Source organism: Bradyrhizobium sp. SZCCHNRI1009, from assembly GCF_032487575.1.
In the GTDB taxonomy this organism is placed as follows: Bacteria; Pseudomonadota; Alphaproteobacteria; order Rhizobiales; family Xanthobacteraceae; genus Bradyrhizobium.
Window position 1 is genome coordinate 1 of sequence record NZ_JAUEUL010000036.1, and the last position, 23,876, is coordinate 23,876.

20 protein-coding genes and 1 pseudogene are annotated in these 23,876 nt (G+C 65.3%); 11 read left to right on the plus strand and 10 right to left on the minus strand.

Annotated features, from left to right (window positions below; all coding sequences use genetic code 11):
- Window positions 1–55: 55 nt before the first annotated feature.
- Together QX010_RS31535 and QX010_RS31540 are read right to left on the minus strand one after the other, a co-directional pair.
- Window positions 56–460, minus strand: a pseudogene (locus tag QX010_RS31535) (MFS transporter); the annotation flags it as partial.
- Between the two features lie 94 nt (window positions 461–554).
- Window positions 555–974 carry a cupin domain-containing protein gene (locus QX010_RS31540; protein ID WP_316183518.1) on the minus strand — a complete coding sequence of 140 codons (420 nt, stop codon included), beginning with the start codon at window positions 972–974 and terminating at the stop codon, window positions 555–557.
- 310 nt (window positions 975–1,284) lie between these two features.
- Here QX010_RS31540 and QX010_RS31545 point away from each other — a divergent pair, with 310 nt between their 5' ends.
- Entirely contained in the window at window positions 1,285–1,566 is a 282-nt protein-coding gene (locus QX010_RS31545; RefSeq protein ID WP_316183496.1) for a hypothetical protein, read from the plus strand.
- A gap of 85 nt (window positions 1,567–1,651) precedes the next feature.
- On the plus strand, window positions 1,652–2,371 hold the full coding sequence (locus QX010_RS31550; protein WP_316183497.1) for a peroxiredoxin-like family protein: 720 nt from the start codon (window positions 1,652–1,654) through the stop codon (window positions 2,369–2,371).
- On the opposite strand, the gene QX010_RS31555 is transcribed toward QX010_RS31550, so the two are convergent.
- Window positions 2,359–3,255 carry a LysR family transcriptional regulator gene (locus QX010_RS31555; RefSeq protein WP_316183498.1) on the minus strand — a complete coding sequence of 299 codons (897 nt, stop codon included), beginning with the start codon at window positions 3,253–3,255 and terminating at the stop codon, window positions 2,359–2,361. The two genes, QX010_RS31550 and QX010_RS31555, sit on opposite strands and share 13 nt — an antisense overlap.
- 185 nt (window positions 3,256–3,440) lie before the next feature.
- Here QX010_RS31555 and QX010_RS31560 point away from each other — a divergent pair, with 185 nt between their 5' ends.
- From QX010_RS31560 to QX010_RS31570, 3 genes are all read left to right on the plus strand, one after another.
- Window positions 3,441–4,262, plus strand: a complete 822-nt coding sequence (locus QX010_RS31560) for a 3-hydroxybutyrate dehydrogenase (RefSeq protein WP_316183499.1) — start codon at window positions 3,441–3,443, stop codon at window positions 4,260–4,262.
- 62 nt (window positions 4,263–4,324) lie between these two features.
- Complete coding sequence (locus QX010_RS31565; RefSeq protein WP_316183500.1) at window positions 4,325–5,479, plus strand: patatin-like phospholipase family protein; 1,155 nt, start codon at window positions 4,325–4,327, stop codon at window positions 5,477–5,479.
- A gap of 236 nt (window positions 5,480–5,715) precedes the next feature.
- Window positions 5,716–7,839, plus strand: a complete 2,124-nt coding sequence (locus QX010_RS31570; protein WP_316183501.1) for a HAMP domain-containing methyl-accepting chemotaxis protein — start codon at window positions 5,716–5,718, stop codon at window positions 7,837–7,839.
- Between the two features lie 163 nt (window positions 7,840–8,002).
- On the opposite strand, the gene glgA is transcribed toward QX010_RS31570, so the two are convergent.
- A complete protein-coding gene (gene glgA, locus QX010_RS31575; protein ID WP_316183502.1) occupies window positions 8,003–9,418 on the minus strand; it encodes a glycogen synthase GlgA in 1,416 nt (471 codons plus the stop codon).
- A 237-nt stretch (window positions 9,419–9,655) separates the two neighbouring features.
- Between glgA and QX010_RS31580 the strand changes: the two genes are divergently transcribed.
- The 3 genes from QX010_RS31580 to QX010_RS31590 all read left to right on the plus strand — a co-directional run bounded on the left by QX010_RS31580 (window position 9,656) and on the right by QX010_RS31590 (window position 13,344).
- Window positions 9,656–10,825 carry a CaiB/BaiF CoA transferase family protein gene (locus QX010_RS31580; protein WP_410051997.1) on the plus strand — a complete coding sequence of 390 codons (1,170 nt, stop codon included), beginning with the start codon at window positions 9,656–9,658 and terminating at the stop codon, window positions 10,823–10,825.
- 231 nt (window positions 10,826–11,056) lie between these two features.
- Window positions 11,057–12,124 carry an alcohol dehydrogenase gene (locus tag QX010_RS31585; protein ID WP_316183503.1) on the plus strand — a complete coding sequence of 356 codons (1,068 nt, stop codon included), beginning with the start codon at window positions 11,057–11,059 and terminating at the stop codon, window positions 12,122–12,124.
- Window positions 12,125–12,264: 140 nt separating this feature from the next.
- Window positions 12,265–13,344: an isocitrate/isopropylmalate dehydrogenase family protein gene (locus QX010_RS31590; RefSeq protein WP_316183520.1), complete on the plus strand. Its 1,080-nt coding sequence runs from the start codon at window positions 12,265–12,267 to the stop codon at window positions 13,342–13,344.
- Here QX010_RS31590 and QX010_RS31595 read toward each other — a convergent pair.
- From QX010_RS31595 to QX010_RS31605, 3 genes are all read right to left on the minus strand, one after another.
- Window positions 13,341–14,162, minus strand: coding sequence for an enoyl-CoA hydratase (locus QX010_RS31595; RefSeq protein WP_316183504.1), 822 nt, complete (start codon window positions 14,160–14,162; stop codon window positions 13,341–13,343). The genes QX010_RS31590 and QX010_RS31595 overlap by 4 nt on opposite strands.
- Window positions 14,163–14,598: 436 nt before the next feature.
- Window positions 14,599–14,994, minus strand: a complete 396-nt coding sequence (locus QX010_RS31600; RefSeq protein WP_015668220.1) for a helix-turn-helix domain-containing protein — start codon at window positions 14,992–14,994, stop codon at window positions 14,599–14,601.
- Between the two features lie 7 nt (window positions 14,995–15,001).
- The gene (locus tag QX010_RS31605) at window positions 15,002–16,222 is read right to left on the minus strand and encodes a LysR family transcriptional regulator (protein ID WP_315802515.1); all 1,221 of its coding nucleotides are present in this window, start codon (window positions 16,220–16,222) and stop codon (window positions 15,002–15,004) included.
- Between the two features lie 512 nt (window positions 16,223–16,734).
- Here QX010_RS31605 and QX010_RS31610 point away from each other — a divergent pair.
- Complete coding sequence (locus QX010_RS31610) at window positions 16,735–16,980, plus strand: hypothetical protein (RefSeq protein ID WP_315802553.1); 246 nt, start codon at window positions 16,735–16,737, stop codon at window positions 16,978–16,980.
- Between the two features lie 302 nt (window positions 16,981–17,282).
- Window positions 17,283–18,017, plus strand: a complete 735-nt coding sequence (locus QX010_RS31615; RefSeq protein WP_315802516.1) for a cytochrome c biogenesis CcdA family protein — start codon at window positions 17,283–17,285, stop codon at window positions 18,015–18,017.
- Window positions 18,018–18,023: 6 nt separating this feature from the next.
- Here the strand turns inward: QX010_RS31615 and QX010_RS31620 are convergent, their stop codons facing one another.
- Both QX010_RS31620 and QX010_RS31625 read right to left on the minus strand, forming a co-directional pair.
- Window positions 18,024–19,541 (minus strand): sensor histidine kinase, encoded by a 1,518-nt coding sequence (locus QX010_RS31620; protein WP_316183505.1) that lies wholly within the window; start codon window positions 19,539–19,541, stop codon window positions 18,024–18,026.
- Window positions 19,542–19,783: 242 nt separating this feature from the next.
- Entirely contained in the window at window positions 19,784–21,058 is a 1,275-nt protein-coding gene (locus QX010_RS31625; RefSeq protein WP_316183506.1) for a serine hydrolase domain-containing protein, read from the minus strand.
- A 146-nt stretch (window positions 21,059–21,204) separates the two neighbouring features.
- On the opposite strand from QX010_RS31625, the gene QX010_RS31630 reads away from it, so the two are divergent.
- Window positions 21,205–22,119 carry an intradiol ring-cleavage dioxygenase gene (locus tag QX010_RS31630; RefSeq protein ID WP_316183507.1) on the plus strand — a complete coding sequence of 305 codons (915 nt, stop codon included), beginning with the start codon at window positions 21,205–21,207 and terminating at the stop codon, window positions 22,117–22,119.
- A 24-nt stretch (window positions 22,120–22,143) separates the two neighbouring features.
- On the opposite strand, the gene QX010_RS31635 is transcribed toward QX010_RS31630, so the two are convergent.
- Complete coding sequence (locus QX010_RS31635) at window positions 22,144–23,874, minus strand: bifunctional protein-serine/threonine kinase/phosphatase (RefSeq protein WP_316183508.1); 1,731 nt, start codon at window positions 23,872–23,874, stop codon at window positions 22,144–22,146.
- Window positions 23,875–23,876 lie beyond the last annotated feature (2 nt).

Consider the following 23,876-nt stretch of genomic DNA (forward strand, 5'->3'; position numbering starts at 1 on the left):
TTCAACGCCATCTCCAAGAGCCGCCAAGAAAACGAGAATACCAAGCGTTAATTTGGTAAGTTAGCGCCAATGGGGCGAACGCCGAGGCCATGCAAAGGCCCTGCAGGATGCGCAAGCCTGCGAAGATGGAGAGGTCCGGCGCGCTGCCGAGCAGTGCGGTGAAGCCGGCGAGCAGGGCAAGGCTGGCAACGATGCCGATCCGGCGATCGATCAGCGGGCTGAGCAGGCCGATGACCAGGCTCGCGATCGCCATTCCCAGCGTGCAGGCGTTGACGGCGAGCCCCATCTCGGCCGCGCTGACCTGATAGTAGCGCGTGAGAACCGGCAGCATCGCCTGCGCCGCGAACAGATCGACGAGGCTGAAAAAGGCGAGCAGGCCGACCAGGACCGCGCGCCACGCCGCCGTTCGTGCATTCGCATGGTGGGCTCCAATCGGCAATCGTGCGGACAGATCCGTCATGGTCATCTCCTCGGCTCGGCAGCGCAACGCGGCCGTATCCGGATCGCCGGCCTGGAAGCGGACGATCCGAAGCCGGCTGGCCGCGGCATGCGACCTACATGTTGTGATCGTGCGGATCCTTGCGAACGTCGCCGACGTAGAGGATGACCGTCTCCTTGCCGTCGTTCTTCCACCAATGGGACGTGCCGAACACCTCGGCTCTCAGATCGCCGGCCTTGTGCAGGATCGGCTCGGCGCAGTTGCTGGCATATTCGACGATCTCGCCCTGCTGAACGAAGATCAGCGCCGGGCGATCGTCGTGGCTGTGCCACGGCACGATGCCGCCGGGGGCGATGGTCAGCTTGCGGAAGCGCAGCTCGCGGTCCTTGAGATTGGCGGGCTGCTTGGCGAGATCGATCGCGCCAAGGGTGACGTCGGTCACGCCGACCGCCTTGACGTCGGCTTTCTCACGCACGCCGGCCTTGATCTTGTCGGCCGGACACTCGCCGGCGCGGGCGCCGGACGCCGCGATCATCGTCGTAGCAAGGGCCAGGACGAAAGCCGCGCTCAGGCGGCGCGCGCGTGTAGCTGCGATCTGCATCAACATGTCATTGTCTCCTCTGATGGAACAGCGGCCCGCGCCGAGCGGGCATCGCAGGGCGCAGCATCGGGGAGCAGAGCACGTGATGGAAATGCATCCTTTCTCTGGAGCCGATAGACCGCCGCTATCGATAGGCGGGCGCTATCCTCGCGATTGGACAACGGCATTTCTCAAGCAGGAGAGGCCGCGCTTGTAATGCGGATGCCCGATGACGGGCGACAGCATTCATGAGGAGGAGATATCCATGACCCGCCTGTCCAAGACCTTGATTGCCGCGGCCGTGGTCGCGGTCTCTGCCACCGCAGCCATTGCGCAAGGCGGCCTCGATCTCGCGCCCGGCATGGCCTATGTCTACAGCGCCGGCAAGACCAGCATGATGACGATGGCCACCGGCGACGCCAATCATCGGGCCATGATGCGCCACGCCAGGAAGGTGCCGAACAACACCGTCTTCTTCATGAGCGACGGGCAGCTCTATTCGGCGTCCGGCATGCTCGATCCCACCGGCAATTTCTACCGGCCCTGAGCGCGGCAGCCGGGCAGGCCGCCCTTGTGGTCGGCTTGCCCGGGAAACTATCATGGTTGGGGTCCTGAACGTGCCGGAGCAGCTCATGACAGTGCTTTCACCCGCGGATGCCGAGCGGCTCAGACAGGCCTTCCTGCAATGCAGGGAGATACAGGGCACCCTGCGGCAGCAACTCGAGGCCTATGCCGCTGCGGGTCGCGAGATCTTTCCGGCCTATGCGTCCGCCGTCGACCGCCTGGTGGCGCGGCTCGGAGAAAACGGTGGCGGCGAGACAGCGCCGCGGCCCGGTGAGACGATGCCGCCCTTCATCCTGCCCGATGAGGCTGGCCGCCTGGTGAGCCTGCAATCCTGCCTCGTCCGGGGGCCGGTCGCCGTGATGTTCTTCCGCGGCCATTGGTGTCCCTATTGCCGGCTCAACGTTCGCGCGGTGATCAAGGCGCAGCAGCGCATCGACGCCGCGGGCGGCGCGATCGTCGCGATCATGCCGGAGCTCCAGGCGTTCACGCAGCAGTTCAAGTCGGACGCCGGCGCCACCTTCCCGGTGTTGACGGATCTCGACAACGGCTATGCTTTGTCGCTCAACCTCGCGATCTGGCTTGGTCGTGAGATCCAGCAACTGCTGGCGCACCAGGACCTGGCGAGCTTCCACGGCAATGACGGCTGGGTGTTGCCCATCCCGGCTGCCTTCGTGGTCGGGCGCGATGGCCTCGTGAAGGCGCGCTTCGTCGATCCTGATTTCCGCAGGCGGATGGAGATCGACGATCTGGTCGAAGCGCTTCGCCAGGCCGCAGCTCAGGACAGCTGACCGAGCCACTCCTGCCAGTTCCTGCCGCGCAGCATGCGCATCACGGTCGAGGCAACCGCCGTGCGCTCGCGGCCAGCAACGCCGTAGAGATGCACGGTGCGCCGCACGTCGAGGCCGTCGACGGGGGCCCGATGCAGGGTCTCCGGCAGCGCGGTCGTTTGCGGCACCACACCGATGCCGACTCCGGCTTCCATCAGCGCGATCAGGTCGCGTTCGGAGTGGACGTCATGAGTTCGTCCGAGGTCGACGCCGCGCTCGCGGAGCAGCGTGCGCAACCTGTCCGCATGTTCGCAGTAGTTGCGGCAGAGCAGCGCGTCGCCACTGAGATCATCGATCGTGATCGCGTCCTGCCCCGCCAGCCGGTGCCGGCTGCTCACGGCGAGCGCGAAGTCCTCCGTGAAGAGAGGCCAGACATCCAGGCGATCCCAGGTCTCGTCGATCTCAGAGGCGATGCCGAGCTCCGCTTCGCCGTTCTTCAGATGCTCTGCGATCATGCGGCTGGAGCCGCGCAGAAACCTGAGCTCGAGCTGGTTGAACTGGCGCTGCAGCTGATCGAGCAGCGGGATCAGCAGCGCAAGGTCGACCGAGTCGGCGAGCGCGATCCGGAGCGTGCCGAGCTCTCCGCTCTTGAAGGACGAGGCGAGCGTTCGCGCGCCGACGGCGGCCTCGTAGCACTGCTTCAGCAGTGGATGCATGCGCTGGCCAAGCTCTGTGAGTTGCGCGGCCGGCCGCTCACGCCGGAACAAATCGCCGCCGAGCTCGGCTTCGAGCTGCTTGATCGCACGGGTCAGCGACGGCTGCGTCACGTTGCATTCCTCGGCCGCGCGCGTGAAGTGCAGCAGCCGGGCAACGGCAAGAAAATACCGAACCTGATGCATTTCCATGGGAGAGCTCCGTTCGACCGGGCCGACGTCCCGGATGCAATATCCTAGCAGACCGCGCATCGCATCAACGATCGCGATAGCGAAACCGTATCGTGGGGCGAGCCAAACGGCATTTCCATTCGTCGCGGCAGCCCGGCAGTTTGTTCTCGCCTCGAGCAATCTTCGAAACGGATGAAGGAACAGCCATGGCTGCAGATACGATGACGACCCCGCGCTCGTTACGTCCGTTGTCCGGCAAGGTGGCGGTGATCACGGGCTCGACCAGCGGTATCGGCCTCGGCATCGCGCGGGCGCTCGCCGGCGCGGGGGCACATGTGGTGCTGAACGGCTTTGGCGCGCCGCAGGACATCGATCGGATGCGGTCGGATATTGCAGCCGAGTTCGGTGTGCGGACCGGCTATGCCGCGGCCGACATGATGCAGCCCGCGGCAATCGAGCAAATGATCAACGATGCCCTGCATGAGTTCGGTCGTATCGACGTATTGGTCAACAACGCCGGCATTCAGCACGTCGCGCCATTGGAGGAGTTTCCGGTCGACAAGTGGAATGCCATCGTCGCGATCAACCTCTCGTCGGCATTCCACACGATCCGGCTGGCGCTGCCGTCGATGCGGCGGAACGGCTTCGGCCGCATCGTCAACGTCGCCTCGGCGCATGGCCTCGTCGCGTCGCCGTTCAAATCGGCCTATGTTGCTGCCAAGCACGGCATCATCGGCCTCACCAAGGTCGCGGCGCTGGAGGCGGCCGAGATCGGCATCACCTGCAATGCGATCTGTCCAGGCTACGTCTACACGCCGCTGGTCGAGGCGCAGATCGACGGACAGGCGAAGGCGCACGGCATCTCCCGCGATCAGGTCATCCGCGATGTCCTGCTCGCGCAACAGCCGAACAAGCGCTTTGCAACGGTGGAGGAGATCGGCGCGCTCGCCGTCTTTCTCGCCAGCGATGCCGCCGCATCGATCACCGGTGTTGCCCTGCCGGTCGATGGTGGTTGGACCGCACATTGACGGTCGGGCGATGTAACAACGACCTGAAGACTGCGAACAGGACAATGCACCGGGAGGGAAGCATGGCAGAGATCGAAGATACAATGCGCGCGATGATCGATCGCGGCAAGCTGCCCGGGCAGGTGGTTCTCGTGCTGCAGGGCGGGGGCGCGCTCGGCTCTTATCAGGCCGGCGTCTATCAGGCGCTGCACGAGGCCGGCCTGGAGCCGGACTGGGTGATCGGCACCTCGATCGGCGCCATCAATGCCGCGCTCATCGCCGGCAGCCCCGTGCAGGACCGCATGACGCGGCTGCGGGAGTTCTGGAAGCGGATGCACCGGCGGCCGGCCTGGACGGTACGCACGGCCTTTCCGGATTTCAACGAGCGGCTGTCCTATTGGACGACCGTGACGCACGGGATTCCGGGCTTCTTCCGTCCCAACGCCCTGGCGCATGCCGGGGAGGCCTATCCGCTCGGGGCCGAGCAGGCCGGCTACTACTCGACCGCCCCGCTGCGCGAAACGCTGCAGGAGCTCGTCGACTTCGATCGTCTCAACAATGGCGATGTGCGCCTCACCGTCGGGGCGGCGCACGTCAGGACGAGCCGGATGCGCTATTTCGACAGCCGCGACGACGCTCTGGATGTCCGCCACATCCTGGCATCCGGCGCGCTGCCGCCGGCGTTTCCGGCCGTTCGCATCGACGGCGAACTGTATTGGGACGGCGGCATCCTGTCGAACACGCCGACCGAGGTGGTGTTCGACGACAATCCGCGAAAGAACTCGCTGATCTTCGCGGTGCATCTGTGGAATCCCGAAGGCGCCGAGCCGACGACCATGGCGGAGGTGTTCAACCGCCACAAAGACGTGCAGTATTCGAGCCGGATCTCCAGCCATATCGCGCGCCAGCAGCAGACGCATCGGCTGCGCCATATCATCAATCAGCTTGCGGTCCATTTGCCCGAGTCGACCCGCAACGATCCGGCGGTCCGCGATCTCATCAGTCACGGCTGCCAGACGCGGATGCATGTCGTCCGGCTGCTGGCTCCGCAACTCGCTCGCGAGAGCCATACCAAGGATATCGATTTCACCGAGCGGGGCATCATCGCACGCTGGACTGCGGGCTATCAGCACACGCAGTCGGTCCTGGAGCGCATGCCCTGGTCGGGCGAGCACGATCCGCTCGCCGGCGTGGTGTTGCACGATCCCTCGATCAAGCTTGCAGCGGCAGCCGAGTAGCAGGCCAATGCGCTGACCCGATCCTAATGGTGCAGCATTTCGGCATTCCGATACCGCATGGATCAACTTGTTTTAAGGGATTAGTCGTCATTCGTTCTTAATCATTGTGGCGCGGCAGTCGCCGCAATCTTGTCTGCCGACCGTGCGGGAACGTCGCCGAAGGGCCGCTGCGCAAGCGCGCATCAGCCGATACGCGCGCGACCGGCCGGGCAACGGTATTTGATTGGGAATAGGCAATGTCCGAGCGCGCGGTGCTGCACAATGAGACGATCAAGCCGGAGACCGGGGCGATCAGTCTCAAATGGAAGATCTTGGCCGGCAATCTGCTGACCGGTTTCTTCGCCATGGCCTTTGCATTCGTGCTCGCATGGAGCGGGTGGGGAGATCTGGTCAAGCGCGAGCAGGCGCGACGCGTCCTTGACGCTTTCGAGCTGGCGATGAAGGTGAACGCCCAGATCCCGCTCGAACGGAATATCTGGAATCTGCTGGCTGCTCCGGCGCCCGCTTCGGCCGACGATGCTGCCAAGCTCGACAAGACCATCGCGAGCACCGACGATCTGCTCAACCAGGCCAAGTCATCCGCCAAGGCGGCGGGGTTGGCGACCAGCAGCATCGACGCCGCCGAGCAGACCCTTCGCGGTATCCGGTCGGCAGCTCGCGGTGCCGTGGGGCTGCCCTTTGCGCAGCGTCCGGCCAACATCCAGGCGGCAACGATCGACGGCCTCGGCCGCGCCGCCGAGTCATTGAATGCCGCGATCGACGCGACCGCAATCGAGCTGTCGCGCGTCGGTGGCGACGTCGAGAACCTGCTGCCGTCGGGCCAACTGGCGCAACTGTCGCAATCGATGCGGACGGTGAATGGTGCGCGCTCCGCGGTTCTTCGCTTCTTCATCCAGAGCCTGAACTGGACGCCGGCACGCCTCGCCGAGGTCACCGAACAGAGCGGGCAGGTGACCCTGTTGTGGCAGCAGATGGAGCTCGCGGCCCGCAGCGTGCGCGACAATCCGGACGTCAGCTCTGCGCTCGAACATGTCCGCTCGACGCTGATGGGCGACGGCGAGCGCCGTTATCGTCAGATCGTCACCGCGGCGCGCGACGGTCAACCTTCGCCGGTCACCCCCGAGGAGTGGGGCCGCTGGACCACGCCGATGCTGAACAATGTGATCGTGCTGCGCGATGCGGCGCTGACGTCGGCGCACCAGGCGATCGATCAGTCGATCGAGGCCGCGCGGCTGCGCCTGTTCACCGCTCTCGGAATCCTGCTCGTTGTCGCGCTGGTGTCGGTGGCGGTGGTGCTCGGCGTCGTCCGCGGCGTCATCGGCCCGCTGGTCGGGCTGACCGGCGTGACCCTGCGCCTCGCCAATGGCGAGCTGAGCGCCGACATTCCGAACGAGTCCCGCAAGGACGAGATCGGCGCGATGGCGCGCGCGCTGAAGATCTTCAAGGACGCGCTGATCGCCAAGAAGGATTCGGACGAGGCCGCGCAGCGCGATGCGCAGGCGCAGATCGATCGGGCCCGGCGGCTGGATGCGCTGACGCGCAACTTCGAGTCGACGATTGCCGACATCGTCAACACCGTGTCGTCGGCGGCCTCGGGGCTCGAAACCTCGGCGGATACGCTGACCAACACGGCGAACCGATCGCAGGAGCTCAGCACGGTGGTGGCGGCTGCGTCGGAGGAAGCGTCCGCCAACGTCCAGTCGGTCGCCTCCGCCACCGAGGAGCTGTCCTCGTCGGTGACCGAGATCAGCCGTCAGGTCCAGGCGTCGGCGCGCATGGCCGGCGACGCCGTGCAGCAGGTGCGCCAGACCAATGGGCGCGTCGCCGATTTGTCGCAGGCCGCAGCCCGCATCGGCGACGTCGTCGAGCTCATCAACAGCATTGCCGGACAGACCAATCTCCTTGCACTCAACGCCACCATCGAGGCGGCGCGGGCCGGCGATGCCGGCCGCGGTTTCGCGGTGGTTGCGACCGAGGTGAAGGCGCTCGCCGAACAGACGGCGAAGGCGACCGAGGAGATCTCACAGCAGATCTCAGGCGTGCAGGCCGCGACGCAGGAATCGGTGACTTCGATCCAGGCGATCAGCTCGACGATCGAGCGGCTCGCCGAGATCGGTGCCGCGATCGCGGCGGCGGTCGAAGAGCAGGGCGCGGCAACGCAGGAAATCTCGCGCAACGTGCAGCAGGCCGCCCACGGCACCCAGCAGGTCTCGTCCAACATCACGGACGTGCAGCGTGGCGCCTCGCAGACCGGCTCGGCCTCCGCCGAGGTGCTGTCGTCGGCCAAGTCACTGGCTGGAGATTCCAACCGCCTCAAGCGAGAGGTCGGCAGCTTCCTGGAAGCGGTCCGCGCGGCGTAAGAAGCCAGCCTTTCAAGGCCCATGAAAAAAGCCCGGACGATGTCCGGGCTTTTGTTATTTGGCCGTAGCCCCGATGAGCGCAGCGATAGCCGGGGTCTGCTCCGAACGTCGAAATCATCGCGCCTGTCGCTCCGCTCATGCGGGCTACGACAGCCGTCCCGGCTTAAGACGCCAGCATCTTCCGGTACAGCGCGTTGTAGCAGGCTGCCGACAGGTCCCAACTGAACGAGCGGGCCATCGCCGAAAGCCGCATCTCGTTCAGCCGTTCGGTACTGGTGAACGCCGAAAACGCGCGCTTTACCCCGCCGAGGAAGGATTCCGCCGACGGCTTCTCGAACAGGAATCCGGTCTCGCCATCTGTGATGGTCTCGGCGAGGCCGCCGGTCTGGTGCCCGATCGGCAGCGAGCCGAAGCGCTGGGCATACATCTGGCTCAGGCCGCAGGGCTCGAAGCGCGACGGCATCAGGGTGAAGTCGCTGCCGGCGAAGATGCGCCGCGCCTGCGCATCGTTGAAGCCGATGGCGACCCCGATCGCGTCCGGCCGGCGGCGGTGCGCCTCCATCAGGGCGCGCTCGATGGCCGGCTCGCCGGTGCCGGTGACCACGATCTGGCCGCCGGCGCCGACGATCTCATCGGCGGCTTCCAGCACCAGGTCGATGCCCTTCTGATGAACCAGGCGCGCGACGATGCCGAACATCGGTCCACGCGACACGGCGAGGCCGAACTGCTTGCGGACGTAGTCGGCGTTGGCCTTCTTGCCCTTCCAGTCGCCCGCGGCGAAGGGCTGCGCCAGCTTCTGGCAGTAGCGGGGATCCCAGCTCTCGTCGATGCCGTTGAGAATGCCGGTCAGCTCATGGGCATTGGAGCGCTGCCGGAGCAGGCCCTCCAGTCCGCAGCCGAGCTCGGGCGTCGTGATCTCCTGGGCATAGGTCGAGCTGACCGTGGTGAGATGCGACGCATAGACCAGACCGCCCTTGAGAAAGGACAGTTTGTCGTAGAACTCCAGACCGTCGATGTGGAACGAGGATTCGGGGGCGCCGATCCGGCGCAGCGACTCGCGCGGGAAAAGGCCCTGATAGGCGAGGTTGTGGATGGTCAGGATCGACGGCACGTCGACCCCGCGCCACGCCAGATAGGCCGGCACCAATGCGGCCTGCCAATCATTGGCGTGGACCAGATCGGCTGCCCAGTTCTTGTCCAGCGTGCCCGCCGCGAGCTCGGCGGCGGCGGCGGCGAGACGGCCAAAGCGGATGTCATTGTCCGCCCAGTCCTGCCCGTTCTCGTCGCCGTAGGGGTTGCCCGGCCGGTCATAAAGCTCGTCGCAGAGCAGGACGTAGACCGGCAGGCCATCGCGGGTCGACGACCGTCCCAGTGCGCAGCCCGGCATCTCTGCCAAAGGCGCACATTGGCCGACGATCTCGATGTAAGTCAGTTGCTCGATCACGTCCCGGTAGCCGGGGAGCATGATCCTGACGTCGGTATGTGAGCGTAGTGCCCGGGGAAGTGCCGCCGAAACGGCAGCCAGTCCGCCCACCCGGACGAAATCGTCCATTTCGGTCGTAACGAACAGAACCCGCAAGAGATGTCCTCGATCAAGCCCCATGTTCGTCCTATGCAAGAAAAGGTCCAAATTCAGTCATGAAGAAAAGCGTTGCCGCATTGCGGCGAAAGGCCAAACGCTTTCGACATCGAATGGTTCGATCTAGAAACGACCTGCACGACGATCGATGGCTTACGCTTTGTGAATCGGCGACGGCAAAGCGGAGCTTCGGCCTCGGTGCCGAGCGAGAAGAGTTCAAACCAGGGAGCTGCCAGGGTGAGTCTAGTGGGAAACGATGAGAGCCGTTTGACAGGATGTTTCGAGGGACTGCGCGTCCTCGACTTCTCGACCACCATCGCCGGCCCGCACTGTGCCCGCATGCTTGCCGATATGGGAGCGGAGGTGATCAAGATCGAGTCAGTCGAAGGTGAAACCATGCGCACCCGGCCTCCGATGCGTCATGGCTGCTCTACCGCTTTCGGTCAGCTCAACGTCGGCAAGAAGAGCGTCGTGCTCGACCTCAAGTCGCGCGACGGTGTCGCCGCGGTGTGTCGGCTGGTCGCCGAGGCCGATATCCTGGTCGAGAACTTCCGCCCGGGCGTGATGCAGCGGCTCGGGCTCGACTATGCGGCCTTGAGCGCGCTGAACCCGCGGCTGATCTACTGCTCGATCTCGGGTTACGGCCAGACCGGCCCATCGGCGGAACTCCCGGCCTATGCCCCGGTGATCCATGCGGCTTCGGGCTACGACATGGCGCATCTCGCCTACCAGCCGGGGCGCAGCCGGCCCGATTATTGCGGCATCTATCATGCCGACGTCGTCACCGGGACCTACGCGTTCGGCGCCATCGCCTCCGCTCTGTATCAGCGCGAGCGCAGCGGGCGCGGCCAGCACATCGACTGCTCGATGCTGGAATCGATGCTGAGCCTGACGCTCAACGAGATCCAATGGTCGCAATTTCCCGTCGCGCAGCCGTCGCGGCCGACCTTCGGCCCGGCGGAGTGTCGCGACGGCTATGTGATGATCGCCATCGCCAGCGAGAAGACCTTCCAGAACCTGATGACCGTGATCGGCCATCCGGACTGGGTCGATGATCCCAGATTCGCAAAATATTCCGACCGGCGGGCAAACTGGGGGGCGCTGATGGATGGCGTCGAGGCCTGGTCGCGCCGGCTCGACGTCGCCCAATGCCTGGAGGTCTTGAACGCGGGCGGCGTACCCAGCTCGGCCTACCGCAGCGTGGCCGATGCGCTGGCTGATCCGCAGATCGCGCATCGCGGCGCGCTGGCCGATGTGGAGGATGCAGCCGGCAACTTCAAGGTCGTCAACCTGCCGTTTCGGATGTCGGAGGCGAAAGTTGCGGCCGGCCCCCGGGCCGCGAGCCTCGGAGAGCACACCGAGGACATCCTGCGCGAGGCTGGCTTCAGCGACGCTGCAAAACCTTGAGCTCGCTGAGGCAAAACGCTGCAGGGCTGCCATGACCGCACATGCTGCGCGCAGCCTTGCCGCTCCACGCGTTTCCAGCCAATGTCGCGACATCGCAAGAACAGTCCGGACCAGCCGGACGCGCTCATGCCGGGAGGAGGTCGAAAGGCGCCGTTGCCGCGCGCAGCCGCGCCGCTCGTCCCGTCGATGCGCCGTCCGGTCCTGGCCGCGCCGGACGACGGGAGTGAAAGCATGAAGAGCTTCAAGGTCACCGATTTCAATGCGCCGCTGACCGAGGTCGACGAGCCGACGCCGCAGCCGTTCGGCAAGCAGGTGCTGATCAAGGTGAAGGCAGCCGGCGTCTGCCACAGCGATCTGCACATCTGGGAGGGCGGCTATGATCTCGGCCACGGCCGCAAGCCGCTCTCGCTCAAGGATCGCGGCGTGTCGCTGCCGCGGACCATGGGCCATGAGAGCGCCGGTGAGATCGTGGCGTTCGGGCCGGAGGTTACCGAGGCGGAGAAGGGCGGGCTGAAGGCCGGCGACGTCGTGCTGGTCTATCCCTGGATCGGCTGCGGCAAGTGCGCCACCTGTCTCGCCGGTGACGAGAACATGTGCCTGAAGCCGGCCTCGCTCGGCGTCTATTGCGACGGCGGCTATGCGGACCACATGACCGTGCCGCATCCGCGCCACCTGATCGACCTCAAGGGCCTCGATCCGGTGACGACCGCGCCCTACGCCTGCTCGGGCGTCACGACCTACAGCGCGCTCAAGAAGGTCGAGAAGGATTTCGGCACGCCGATCGTGATCTTCGGCGCCGGCGGCCTCGGGCTGATGGCGCTGTCGCTGTTGAAGGCCATGGGCGGCAAGGGCGCGATCGTGGTCGACATCGACGCGCGCAAGCGCGAGGCGGCGCTGGCGGCCGGGGCGCTGGCGGCGGTCGACGGCAAGGCGCCGGATGCGCTGGAGCAACTGAACAAGGCCGCAGGCGAGCCGATCCGCGCCGTCATCGACCTGGTCGGCAATGCCGCCACCGCGCAGCTCGGCTTCGATTGCCTGACCAAGGGCGGCAAGCTCGTCATCGTCGGCCTGTTCGGCGGCGGCGCGCCGTGGGCGCTGCCACTCATTCCGATCAAGGCGGTCACCATCCAGGGCAGCTATGTCGGCAATCTCCGCGAGACCAAGGAGCTGCTCGATCTCGTCCGCGCCAAGCACATCGCCCCGATCCCGGTGACGCCGATGCCGTTGTCCAAGGCCAACGATGCCTTGCACGATCTGCAAAAGGGTCAGCTGGTCGGCCGTGCGGTGCTGACGCCGTAAATCGCAACTCCGTCCGCTCGTCATGGCCGGGCTTGACCCGGCCATCCACGTCTTTGGCGCCGCGGCGTTAGAAAGTCGTGGATGCCCGGGTCAAGCCCGGGCATGACGGCTCATTGATGTCGTCCTCGAAAGCGTCGCCCATGCCCTCGACCAATTCACTCCACATCGCAGTCCTCCCCGGCGACGGCATCGGTCCTGAAGTCATGGCGCCCGCGCTCGAGGTGCTGCGCAAGGTCGAGGCCAAGGCCGGCCTGTCGTTCCGCTTCACCGAGGCCCAGGCCGGCGCCAACAACTATCTCGCAACCGGCGTCTCGATCGCCGACAGCACGATCCGGCTGTGCGAAGAGGCGGACGCGATCCTGCTCGGCGCCTGCGGGCTGCCCTCGGTGCGCTATCCCGACAACACCGAGATCGCGCCGCAGATCGAGCTGCGCTTCCATTTCGACCTCTATGCTGGCGTGCGGCCGGCGCGGCTGATCCCGGGCGTGCCGAGCCCGATCGTTGGTGCCGCCGAGCACGGGATCGACTTCGTCGTCATCCGCGAGTCCACCGAAGGCCTGTTCGCCTCGATGGGCAAAGGTGTAGTGACACATGAGGAGGCGCGCGAGACCCTCGTCATTACCCGCAAGACATCCGAGCGGCTGTTCCACTTCTCCTTCAAGCTCGCCGCCCGGCGCCGCGCGCGCGGCCGCTCGGGAACTTTGGCCTGCGTCGACAAGGCCAACGTCTTCAAGGCCTTCGCCTACTTTCGCAAGATCTTCGACGAGGTCGCTCAACTTCATCCGGACGTGAAGACGGACCGCCTCTACATCGATGCCTGCGCGCTCATGCTGGTGAAGCGCCCGTGGGATTTCGACGTCCTGGTCACCGAGAACATGTTCGGCGACATCCTGTCCGATCTCGCCGCCGGTCTCGTCGGCGGCATGGGCATGGCGCCGTCGGCCGACATCGGCGACCGCCACGCCGTGTTCCAGCCCTGCCACGGCACCGCGCCCGACATCATGGGGCAGGGCAAGGCCAATCCGACCGCGATGATCCTCTCGGCCGCGATGATGCTGGACTGGCTGGCGGACACGCATGGCATCGAGGGCGCAGCCGAAGCGGCGCAGCGGATCGAGCTGGCCGTCGACCAAGTCTATGCCTCCGGCCTCAAGCCGTTCGAGTTCGGCGGCAAGGCCGGCACGATTGACGTGACCAAGGCGGTGCTGGAGGCGCTCTAACGTCCCTTGAAGGCCGGCTTGCGCTTCTCCATGAAGGCGCGGCGGCCCTCGCGGAAATCCTCCGAATCCATGCAGGCGTCGCCGATCCGCTTGATGGCTTCCATGTCGCGCCGGCTTTCGTCCTTCAGCACTTCGGCGATGGTGATCTTGGCAGCCTTGACCGCCAGCGGCGCATTGCCGGCGATGGTGCGGGCGATCTCCAGCGTCGCCGGCAGCAGCTCGTCGTTGGGGATCATCCGATCGATGAGGCCGATGCGCAGCGCCTCCGCGGCATCGACCCGCAGGCCCGTATAGAGCAGCAGCCGCGCCTGCGACGGGCCGACCAGTGACACCAGGTTGCGCAGGCCGTCATAGCCATAGGCGATGCCGAGCCTGGCGGCGGGGATGCCGAACTGGCTGTCCGCGGCGGCGAAGCGCATGTCGGTCAGCATCGCGATCTGCAGGCCGCCGCCGAGGCAGAAGCCGCTGACGCAGGCGATCGTCGGCTTCGGGTAGCCGGCGAGCAGCGCCCGCTGGGCGGCGCTGCGCTCGGCATAGGCCTCCGAGGCCGCGGCGTTGTGGCGGCTCTGCTCGAACTGGCTGATGTCGGCGCCGGACACGAAGGCCTTGCCGCCGGCGCCGGTCAGCACCACGACCCGGATCGCGTCATCGTCGCGCAGCGCGACCAGGGCCTGGCCGAGCCCCTCCCACATCTCCAGCGACATCGCATTGCGCTTATCCGGGTTGTTGAAGGTGATGATGCCGACGCCGTCGCTCGCTCTGGTCATGAGGATCTTGCCCTCGGCGAAGGTGGTGGGGAGCTCGGAGATGGTCGGCATGAGGGTCCGTCGGCAGGGGGCAGGCAACCGGCATCGTTCACCGCGCCGATGACGGCGTCAATGTGAGTTAATGCTATGGTCGGCAGGCAATAGGACGTCGAAGCCGACGCTCTCGACCTGTGCATGGGGGCCCAGGAGAGGACGCGCCGCGTTCGCGATCAGCGTCGGCCGGGACGGAGCCGAAACGCCGCCATGCCGCCACTTCCTATGACGGCAGAGAGCACGAGTATACAGGGTGACGAAGCCTCAGACCGCGCAGCGATCGCTGGGCGGACGAGAAGGGCCGGTGTGCCGGCCGCGCCGATCACTCGGCCTCGAGCCGAGGCAGTGAACTCGCCCGAGCTGGCAAAGCCTGGCGCCCCCAAGTTGCGCCCTCGAGCGAAGATGGTCCATATCCATCACGGGCAGATCTGTCTGACGGATCAGACAGCCTTGCCTATTCTTCGTTCGCTGCGATCGATTCCATCAAGGATACCAGCTGACGTTGTACGGTCTGGTCCTTGATCTTGCTGTAGGCGCGCAGCAACCGCAGGCTGAAGGCTGAGTCCAGGAACAGGAGGCTCTCGACCTCGCGCGCCTTGCTGTCGCCGTCGTAGAAGAACGTCACGGGCACGTCGAGCGCGGTGGCGATCTGCTGCAGACGCGCAGCGCCGACCCGGTTGACGCCCTTCTCGTACTTCTGGACCTGCTGGAAGCTCACGCCGAGCTTCTCGCCGAGTTCAGCCTGCGAGATCTTCTGCTCTACACGCCGGAGGCGAATCCGCTTGCCGAGCTCGATGTCGGGCTTGCCCGCACTGCGCTGCTTCATTTTCTTTGCCGCTGATTTGTTCATACTGATTTTACCGTCCTTCCATCGGAAAGCCCCCGAATAGATGGGTCAGGGGTTCACCCATATATACTGTTTTAAGTTGCTGTGGATGAATGAATTCGTCTTTAAACCACGGGTATTTGCCAGGGTTAAAGGCCTCGACCAGCCAGTCGATCATGTGACGCACCCTAGGGATGCGTCCGGTGGTGGCATGGTAGGACAGCCAGATGTCGTAGGACCACTTGAGGTCAACCTCAAGTGGTATGATCTTCCCGCCCAGGGCACTCGCATAGGTTGGGAAGACCCCGATGCCGGCGCCGTGCGCCACGGCCCAGTAATTGGCGCTCGAGACATTGGTGGTCATCGCGATCAGGTCCCGCTGCTCGAAACCGGGAAAGATGGTGGCGAAGGCGGCGTTGGCGGCGGCTTCGTCCGCCACCTGCAGAACCAAGCGATGTTTGACGAGATCGTCAATCGTCTTTGGGATGCCAAATATCTCCAAATATTTCTCGCTCGCAAAGCACATCAGGTGCATGCGGCCGAGCCGGACCAGCTTGACGTCGAGCGCCGCCGGCCGGGAGAGATGGATGGCCACGTCGGCCTCGTGGCGTGACACGTCGGCCGAGCGCATCGCGCAATAGAGGTCGACCATGACGTTGGGAAAGCTCTGCTGAAATTCGACCAGCCGCGGCGCCAGCCAGAACGTGCCGAGCCCCTCGGTCACCGCGACCCGGACCTCGCCCGACGCAGCGCCGGCGAGACCATCGCCCGCGCGCAGCAGCTCGAATGACGCGGCCTCCATGCGTTCGACGGCAGAGACCACCAGTGCGCCTTCGTCGGTCAGCCGAGCGCCGTGGACGTCGCGTGTGAACAGCGTCGCGCCGATCTGCCGCTCGAAATCATCGATGCGTCGCCGTACGGCATTGATCGAGAGCGTCAGCCGCTCTGCCGCGGAGCGGAAGCTGCCGGCCCTGACAACCTCGAGGAAGATCCGCGCTGCATCCCAGTCGGTGAGGCTTGCCAGCGCCGATTTGCTCACGGTCGACTTGGCCGGGGCGGCCCGGCCCGTCGCAGTTTTTGCCGGCTTGCTCGCCGTTGCGCCCTTGGCGCCGCCACTCTCTCGGCTCAGTTCAATGCTCGATCCTGCCGCAGCAGACGAGTCGCCGTGCTCCCCTGGCGCCAGCGTCGCAGGGGTCTCGGCTAGGTCCTGGCGTTCCTTCTGAGGAACGCCCCGTTCCGCCGCAACGCGCATACAAGCTCTCTCCGCCTGCTAGAGTGATTCCGATAAATTACGGGCAGGGCACGTTCGTGCCATGATTTGGTTGAGCGATCGAGGGTCGATGAGTCTGCCACGTTCAGTTCTCTGCAGCATGGTCTTACCGCCAGCAGACGCGCGGTCTGACACATCATGTAGGACAGAGACACGCTTAGCGCGAGTCGAACCTAAGATCGACGGTTTTTGCCTCGACTGCAATGAAATGGTATTCGAAGATGGTCCGTTGTCATGCTATCTTGATGAACGGATCGTGGCGCTAACTCATCGAATGCCGGGGAGCGGTGATGTGTCTTCACCATGCGCCATGCCAGGACGTCGTCGTGCCGTCCCAGGGGGTGGGCGCGCGGCTCGGATGAGCCGCATGGGCAAAGCGCAGGGGAGCAACGACATGACGTATTTGGAAGCCATCCGCGAGTCGGGAGTTGCTCGGCTCCATCTCGTCGCACGCTAGAACGGAAACGACGCCTGTGGCCAATTCAGACGAACAAATGCTTGCAGTGCTTGCATCCCTGGAGCAGTGCCGCGCCACGCTCGCGGCGACGGGCAATCGCGAATCGGCACATTTGGTCTCGGTTGCCATCCTCGACCTGCGTATGAAGCTGAACCGTCTGAGCGAGGACGATCTGAGATCGCTCTGCGATGAGATGGTTCAAGCTGACAATCCCGACAAGCTGCGCGATCCGAAGCTGCAGCCGGGTCAGCGCAGGCAGCCTTTGCTTCGAGTAGTGAAATAGCACAGTTCGATGTGTGCACAAAGGTGCATTTAGCGCATTTGTGATATGTCGTGATCCCGCGGTGATGCGCGCAGCGGCTCGCGGACGAGCCGGTTGGAACGGGTGGACGTGCCGCATCCGGGCGGGACTTTGCCGACGAGGCTCCGATCCGGGGACGTCGGGCTCAATCCTAGCGAAGGCCTGCAGGCGGTGATCATCGTTGAGCGCCGTAACTTCGGCACGTCTGTTGCGTATTCCCCGTATCGGCGGCAAGAAGCGTCGTGCCCCGGCTTGCGCCTGGAGGGGCGTATCGCGGGACTCGCATGATCCAGAACGTATCGATTCCGGCCGCGTTCATTGCTGGCCTGGTCAGTTTTCTTTCGCCCTGCGTGCTGCCGCTGGTTCCTCCGTATCTGGTCTATCTCACCGGCGCCACGATCGAGCACATCGAGAGCGAGGAGCCTCCGGCCGCGTCGCGCCGCGCGGTGATGATCTCGGCCGCACTGTTCGTGCTGGGCTTCTCCACCGTGTTCGTCATGCTGGGGGCGAGCGCCTCGCTGATCGGCGGTCTGATCCGGGCCTGGTCGGAGCAGTTGTCCATTCTCGCCGGCATCGTCATCATCGTGATGGGCCTGCACTTCCTCGGCCTGACCCGGATCGCGTTCCTGATGCGCGAAGGGCGGCTGCCGATCCCCAAGCCGGTCGGCCTGTGGGGCGCCTATGTCATGGGGCTCGCCTTCGCCTTCGGCTGGACCCCGTGCATCGGGCCGATCCTGGCTGCAATCCTCTCGATCGCAGCCGCGGAGACGACGGTCGCCAAGGGCGCCGGGCTCCTTGCCGTCTATTCCGCCGGCCTCGGCATTCCGTTCCTGGTCGCGGCGTTCATGATCGAGCAGTTCTCGGCGCTGTTCATGCGCATGCGTGGCCATCTCGTGAACATCGAGCGCGCGATGGGCGTGCTGATGATCGCCACCGGCATCGGCTTTCTCACCGGCGCGGTCTCGACCTTCAGCATCTGGCTGCTCGAGACGTTCCCGGCGCTGCAGAGGTTCGGCTGACGCGGCTCAATCGTCGAGCTTGCAGGTGATGGTGTAGACCACGCCCGGCGGCAGGAAGTCGACCGTGGCCTCGCCGCCGAGCTGATCGCGCGCGCTGCGCTCGATCAGGCGGGAGCCGAAGCCGCGCTGGATCGGCGCCGAGACCACCGGGCCGCCGGTCTCCTGCCACACCAGCCGCAGCCGTGCCGGCAGCTTCTTCGCGGCGTCGGCCGCGCTCGTCAGCTCCCAGGACAGATCGACCGTGCCGGTGTCGTTCGAGAGCGCGCCATACTTGGCGGCGTTGGTTGCGATCTCGTGCACGATCATCGACAGCACGACCGCGAGCCGCGGCGACAGCGCCACCTTCGGGCCGGAGATCCTGATGCGGTCGGGCGTGTTGAGGCGATAGGGCTTGAGCACGCGCTCGATCACGTCCTGCAGCTCGGAGCCCTGCCATTTCTCCTTGCTGAGCAGATTATGCGCCTCGGCGAGCGCGCCGAGCCGGCCCTCGAACTTCTCGCGCTCATGGCGGCTGGCGCTGCGGAAGGTCTGCACCGCGATCGCCTGGAGGATCGCCAGCGTATTCTTGACCCGGTGATTGAGCTCCTCGATCAGCAGGTCGTGCAGCATCTCGGCACGCGCGATCGTCGTCGCCATCCGCACCGCGAAGGCCAGGCCGATCGCCAGCATGATGCCGCCGAGCAGGCTGGTGACGGCGAGGTTGCGCCACAGCGGTGCCACCAGCGAATCCTCGGCGATCCCGGCGCCGATGGTCCATCCGGTGAGGGTGGAATGGGTGAAGCTCGACAGCAGCGGCACGCCCTCGAGCGATACGCTCGAGAGCGTCGCCTCCTGCTCGCTGCGCATGCGATCGAACACCGAGGGCGAAGCCTGCCTGCCGATCGTCTCCGTCGGATTCGGCACGCGTGCGAAGACGGTCGCCTGGCGGTCGAGCAGCGACAACGTCCAGTCCGGGTTCGGCCGCTGCTTTTCCAGGATGGTCTGGAACATCTCGATCGGCGGGCTGAACGAGATGTCATAGACGACCTCGCCGTCGCGAAAGACGGGCACCTCGACGGTGATGATCAGGCTCTTTTTCACGACGCCGTAGAACAGGTCGGAATATTGCGGCTGCCGGGTCTCGAACACGCGGCGGGTGATCTCGCGGTTGTTTCGCGTCGGCAGGTGAGCCGTATCCGGCGTCGCCGACGAGAACAATTGGCGTCCGTCGCGGTCGGCGACCACGATCGTGCCGTTCTTGCCGTACTGCTCGAGGAAGCCCATCGCGATCGGCCGGAAGCGTTCGAAATCGCCGGTGGTCAGCGCATCGGTCAGCGCCAGCACCCGCACCCCGCCCGTCATGCGCTGCATTTCGGCATCGAGCGTCAGCCGGATGCTGCGCACCGTCTCCAGCACGCGCTGACGGGCGTCGCTGCGGTCCTGCATGTAGTTGTGCAAGACGATTCCGCCTGCGAACAGGATGAGTGGCAGTGTGGTCCCCGCGACCAGAAGAGCAAGCCGGATCGGCAGGGAGAGTTTTGGCACGGATGCCCCGTTTGAGCTGGCGCGGCTGATCGCCGTTGGGTCTGACGCGTGCGGGAGACGCGTCGGGTGGAGGCGAATGGGTGCAGCGAGCGCATATCAGGCTGGAGCGGCTGCGTCCGCAAGGGCTTGGCGGTTGCAGCCGTTCACATGACTGTCAGCATAGGAAAGCGCCACGTGCACGCCAAGCGAAACGCGTGGGGATCGCCGGTTCCCTGCGCGGCTTTGCCGCCACAGCGCCTCTTCTAGAGGTTGCTCTCGGTGATGGCCGCGTACACCATCGTGCGCAGCTCACGGCGGATCGGGTAGGCGTTCGACGGCAGCACCTGAGTCATGAAGATCGTGATCAGCTCCTCGGCCGGGTCGATCCAGAACGCGGTGGAGGCCGCACCGCCCCAGGCATATTCGCCGGCGCTGCCGGGGATCAGCGTCTTGGCCGGGTCGATCGTCACCGAGAAGCCGAGACCAAAGCCGACGCCGTTGTAGGCCGCCTCCGAGAACATCGAGCGCGAGAGCGCCGGCAGGTCGACGCCGCCGGGCAGATGGTTCGAGGTCATCAGCTTCAGCGTCTTCGGCCCGAGCAGCCTGACGCCGCCGAGCTCGCCGCCATTGAGCAATGCGCGGCAGAACGTGAGGTAGTCGGCTGTCGTCGAGCACAGGCCGCCGCCGCCGGAGATGAAGTCGGGCGGGCTGAGGAACGTGCTGGTCGCCGGGTCGTCCTGCAGGGTCAGGCCGCCCTTGCGATCGGCGGCGTGGAAGGACAGGGTGTCGCCCGCATCGGCGGAATAGCACGCCGCCAGCCGGTGCGCCTTCGCGGCGGGGACGTGGAAGTCGGTGTCGGTCATGCCGAGCGGATCGAAGATGCGCTGTTTGAGGAACTGCTCGAACGGCTGGTCGGCGATCTTGCCGACGAGATAGCCGACCACGTCGGTGGACACCGAGTAGTTCCAGGCCTCGCCCGGCGAGAATTCGAGCGGAATACGCGAGAGATCGTCGATCATCGACTGCAGCGTTCCCGCCTTTTCGACCGCGCCGATCTTGGCGTCGCGATACGCGGCATCGACGTTCGAGCGCTGCTGGAAGCCGTAGGTGAGGCCGGAGGTGTGGCGCAGGAGGTCGACGATCAGCATCGGCCGTGTCGGCGGGCGGCTGACGAACGCCGGCGCCGTGCCGGCGACGAACACGCCGAGGTTCTTCCATTCCGGGATGTATTTCGCGACGGGGTCGTCGAGCAGCACCTTGCCTTCCTCGACCAGCATCATGAAGGCGACCGTGGTGAGCGGCTTGGTCATGGAATAGATGCGGTAGATCGTGTCGTCCCTGACCGGCACCTTGCGCTCGACATCGGCAAAGCCGAGCGAGCTCGTGTGCACGACCTTGCCGCGGCGATAGACCATCAACTGCGTGCCTGGAAAACGGCCTGCCTCGACATAGCGCCGTTTCAGGTGGGCATCGATGCGGTCGAGCGCGGCTTGCGACATGCCGACGGTTTCGGGCGAGGCGGGCGTGGGGGCGAGCATCGGCGTCTCCGCTGTCGTTCGGTTTTCGTGGCCCGCGCGGACGGCTTGCGCGGAGGCGATGGAGCTGGGTGATAGCGGAAAATCGCCGCGCTTCCAATGGCAGCGCCCGTCGGGCTGATGTAGCCTTCGCCGCAGGAGGACCGCCCATGACGCAATTCAACGAAGCCGAGCTCACGGATGCCGTCGTCAAGAGCTTCGAGGGGACACCCGACCCACGGGTCAAATTCCTCATGCAGGAATTGGTGGCCTCGCTGCACGACTATGTCCGCAAGACCAATCTCACGTTCGACGAATGGGCGGCCGCAATCGAGTTCCTGACCCGCACCGGCCAGACCTGCACCGCGAGCCGGCAGGAGTTCATCCTGCTGTCCGACGTGCTCGGCGTGTCGATGCTGGTCGACGCCATCAATCATCGCGACCGGGCAGGGGCGACGGAGACGACCGTGCTCGGTCCGTTCTACGTCGGCGAGCACAAGGTGACGCCCCACGGCACCGACATCTCGGCGGATCTCAAGGGCGAGAAGATGTTCGTCCAGGGACGGGTGACCGATCTGTCGGGTGCTCCGCTGGCGGGCGCCACGGTCGATGTCTGGCATGCCGACGACGAGGGCTTCTACGATTCGCAGCGGCCGTCCTATGAAAGCGATGGTCCGTCGTCGCGGGCGCGCTTCATCACGGATGCGGATGGTCGCTTCTTCTTCCGCACCATCCTGCCCTGCAGCTATCCGATCCCGACCGACGGTCCGGTGGGACGGATGATCCTCGAGACGAAGCGTCATCCGATGCGCCCGGCCCATGTGCATTTCCTGGTGGACGCCAAGGATTACGAGCCGCTGATCACCCACGTCTTCGTCGGCGGCGACGAATATCTCGACAGCGACGTCGTCTTCGGCGTCAAGGACGACCTCATCGCCCAGGTGCAACGGAGCACCGACGCCGTGATGCCGGATGGCAAGCTGGCCGTCGGGCCATGGCACTTGATGACCTATGATTTCCGCATGAAGCCGGGAGCGGGCGTGGCGCCGCGTCCGCTCGGCGCGATCGCGCCTGAACCCGCTTGATCGGGGCGCGAGCGCCGGGCTCGCCTACCAGCCGCCGTGGCGAGCCGCGAGCAGGATGACGACGGCGATCGCGAGCAGCGCCGTCGTTGCCTTCCAGAACAGCAGCGGATTGCGCTCGATCAGCGGTGTCCGGTCGCCGCCGACATAGGCCGGATTGGGGTGCCGAAGGTCGAAGACGAATTCCGAGAGGCTCTCGTAACGTTTGGCAGCGACCGGATGGACGGCGCGGCGAAGTGCGCCGTCGATCCACAGCGGGACGGTTTGGTCATCGCCCGAGGCCGGCTGATAGCGCACCTTGCGAAACTGTGCCGGGGTTCTCGCGCGCGCCATCTGCGCGCCATAGGGCAGCCGGCCTGTCAGCATCTGGTAGGCGATCACGCCGAGCGAGAACTGATCGGACCATTCGGAGCCGCCCTCGCCGAGAAAATATTCCGGCGCCGTATATTGCTGGGTGCCGAGGATGCTGTCGTGGTCGGCGGCCGGGTCGGCCTCGACCACGCCGCTGACGCGCACCGATCCGAAATCGATGATCTTCGCCGTCCGGGTCCGGTCGATCATGATGTTTGCAGGCCGCAGATCCTGGTGCAGCATTTCCTTGCGATGCAGCGCCTGCAGTCCGTTGGCGATCTGCTCGATGATGTCTCTGACAGTATCGAGATCGGCTTTCGGATGGTCGATCATCCATTGCGCCAGGGTCTGGCCTTCGACGAATTCGGTGACGACGTAGAGATGATCGCGGCGGCGCGTCGATGGGAAGGCCTTCAGCACGTGCGGATTGTCGATCCGTCGCGCGATCCACTCTTCCATCAGGAAGCGCTTCAAATAGGCCGGGTCGCCGCGCAGGTCGATCGAAGGCACCTTGATGGCGACGGGGAGCTCCGTCTCGACGTCGACCGCCAGATAGATGTGGCTGCGGCTGCTGGAATGGATCTCGCGCACGATCCGGTAGCCCTCGAAGATCATCCGCGCGTCCAGCAGCGGCGCCGGCGGCAGCTGCTCGGCCTGGACCGGAATCTCGGCGGCGTCGCCGACACCGAGCTCGTCGATCCGCACGATCTGGATGGTGAGATTGTCCGCGCTGCCCTGCGCCAGCGCCTCGGCGACGATGATGCGGGCCGCCTGGTCGAGGTCGAGGGAATTCTCTTTCAACACGTTGGCGACAAAACGCTTGCCGACATGCTCGTGAACGCCGTCGGTCGCGAGCACGAAGATGTCGCCGCGCTCGATCCTGACAGCCTGATAGTCGATTTCGACCTGAGGGTTGACCCCGAGCGCGCGCCCCAGATAGCTCTGCTGCGACGAGATCATGACGCGATGATCGTCGGTGAGCTGCTCGAGCGAATGGCCGGCGAGGCGTGAGATGCGGCAGTCGCCGACATGGAAGAGATGCGCGGTGGCCGCCTTGATCACGATCGCGCTGAGCGTGCAGACGTAACCCTTGTCGCGGTCATAGGCGTATTGGCTGGCTCTGGTCTGGGCATGAAGCCAGGAGTTGGCGGCCGTGATCACGCGTCGCGCCGACGTCTTCACCGACCAGGCATCCGGCGTGCAGTAATAATCGGTCAGGAAGCTCTTGACCGCGGACTCGCTCGCGATGTGGCTGACCTCGCTGCTGCTGATGCCATCGGCGATGGCGACCGCGATGCCTTTCAGGCTGAGCGCAGGCTCATCGGGGATCAGGGCGCCGTGGAAGTCCTGGTTGCCCGGCTTCTGCCCTTTGTCGGAATGCGCTCCGATTGTGATCCGCAATGGCATTT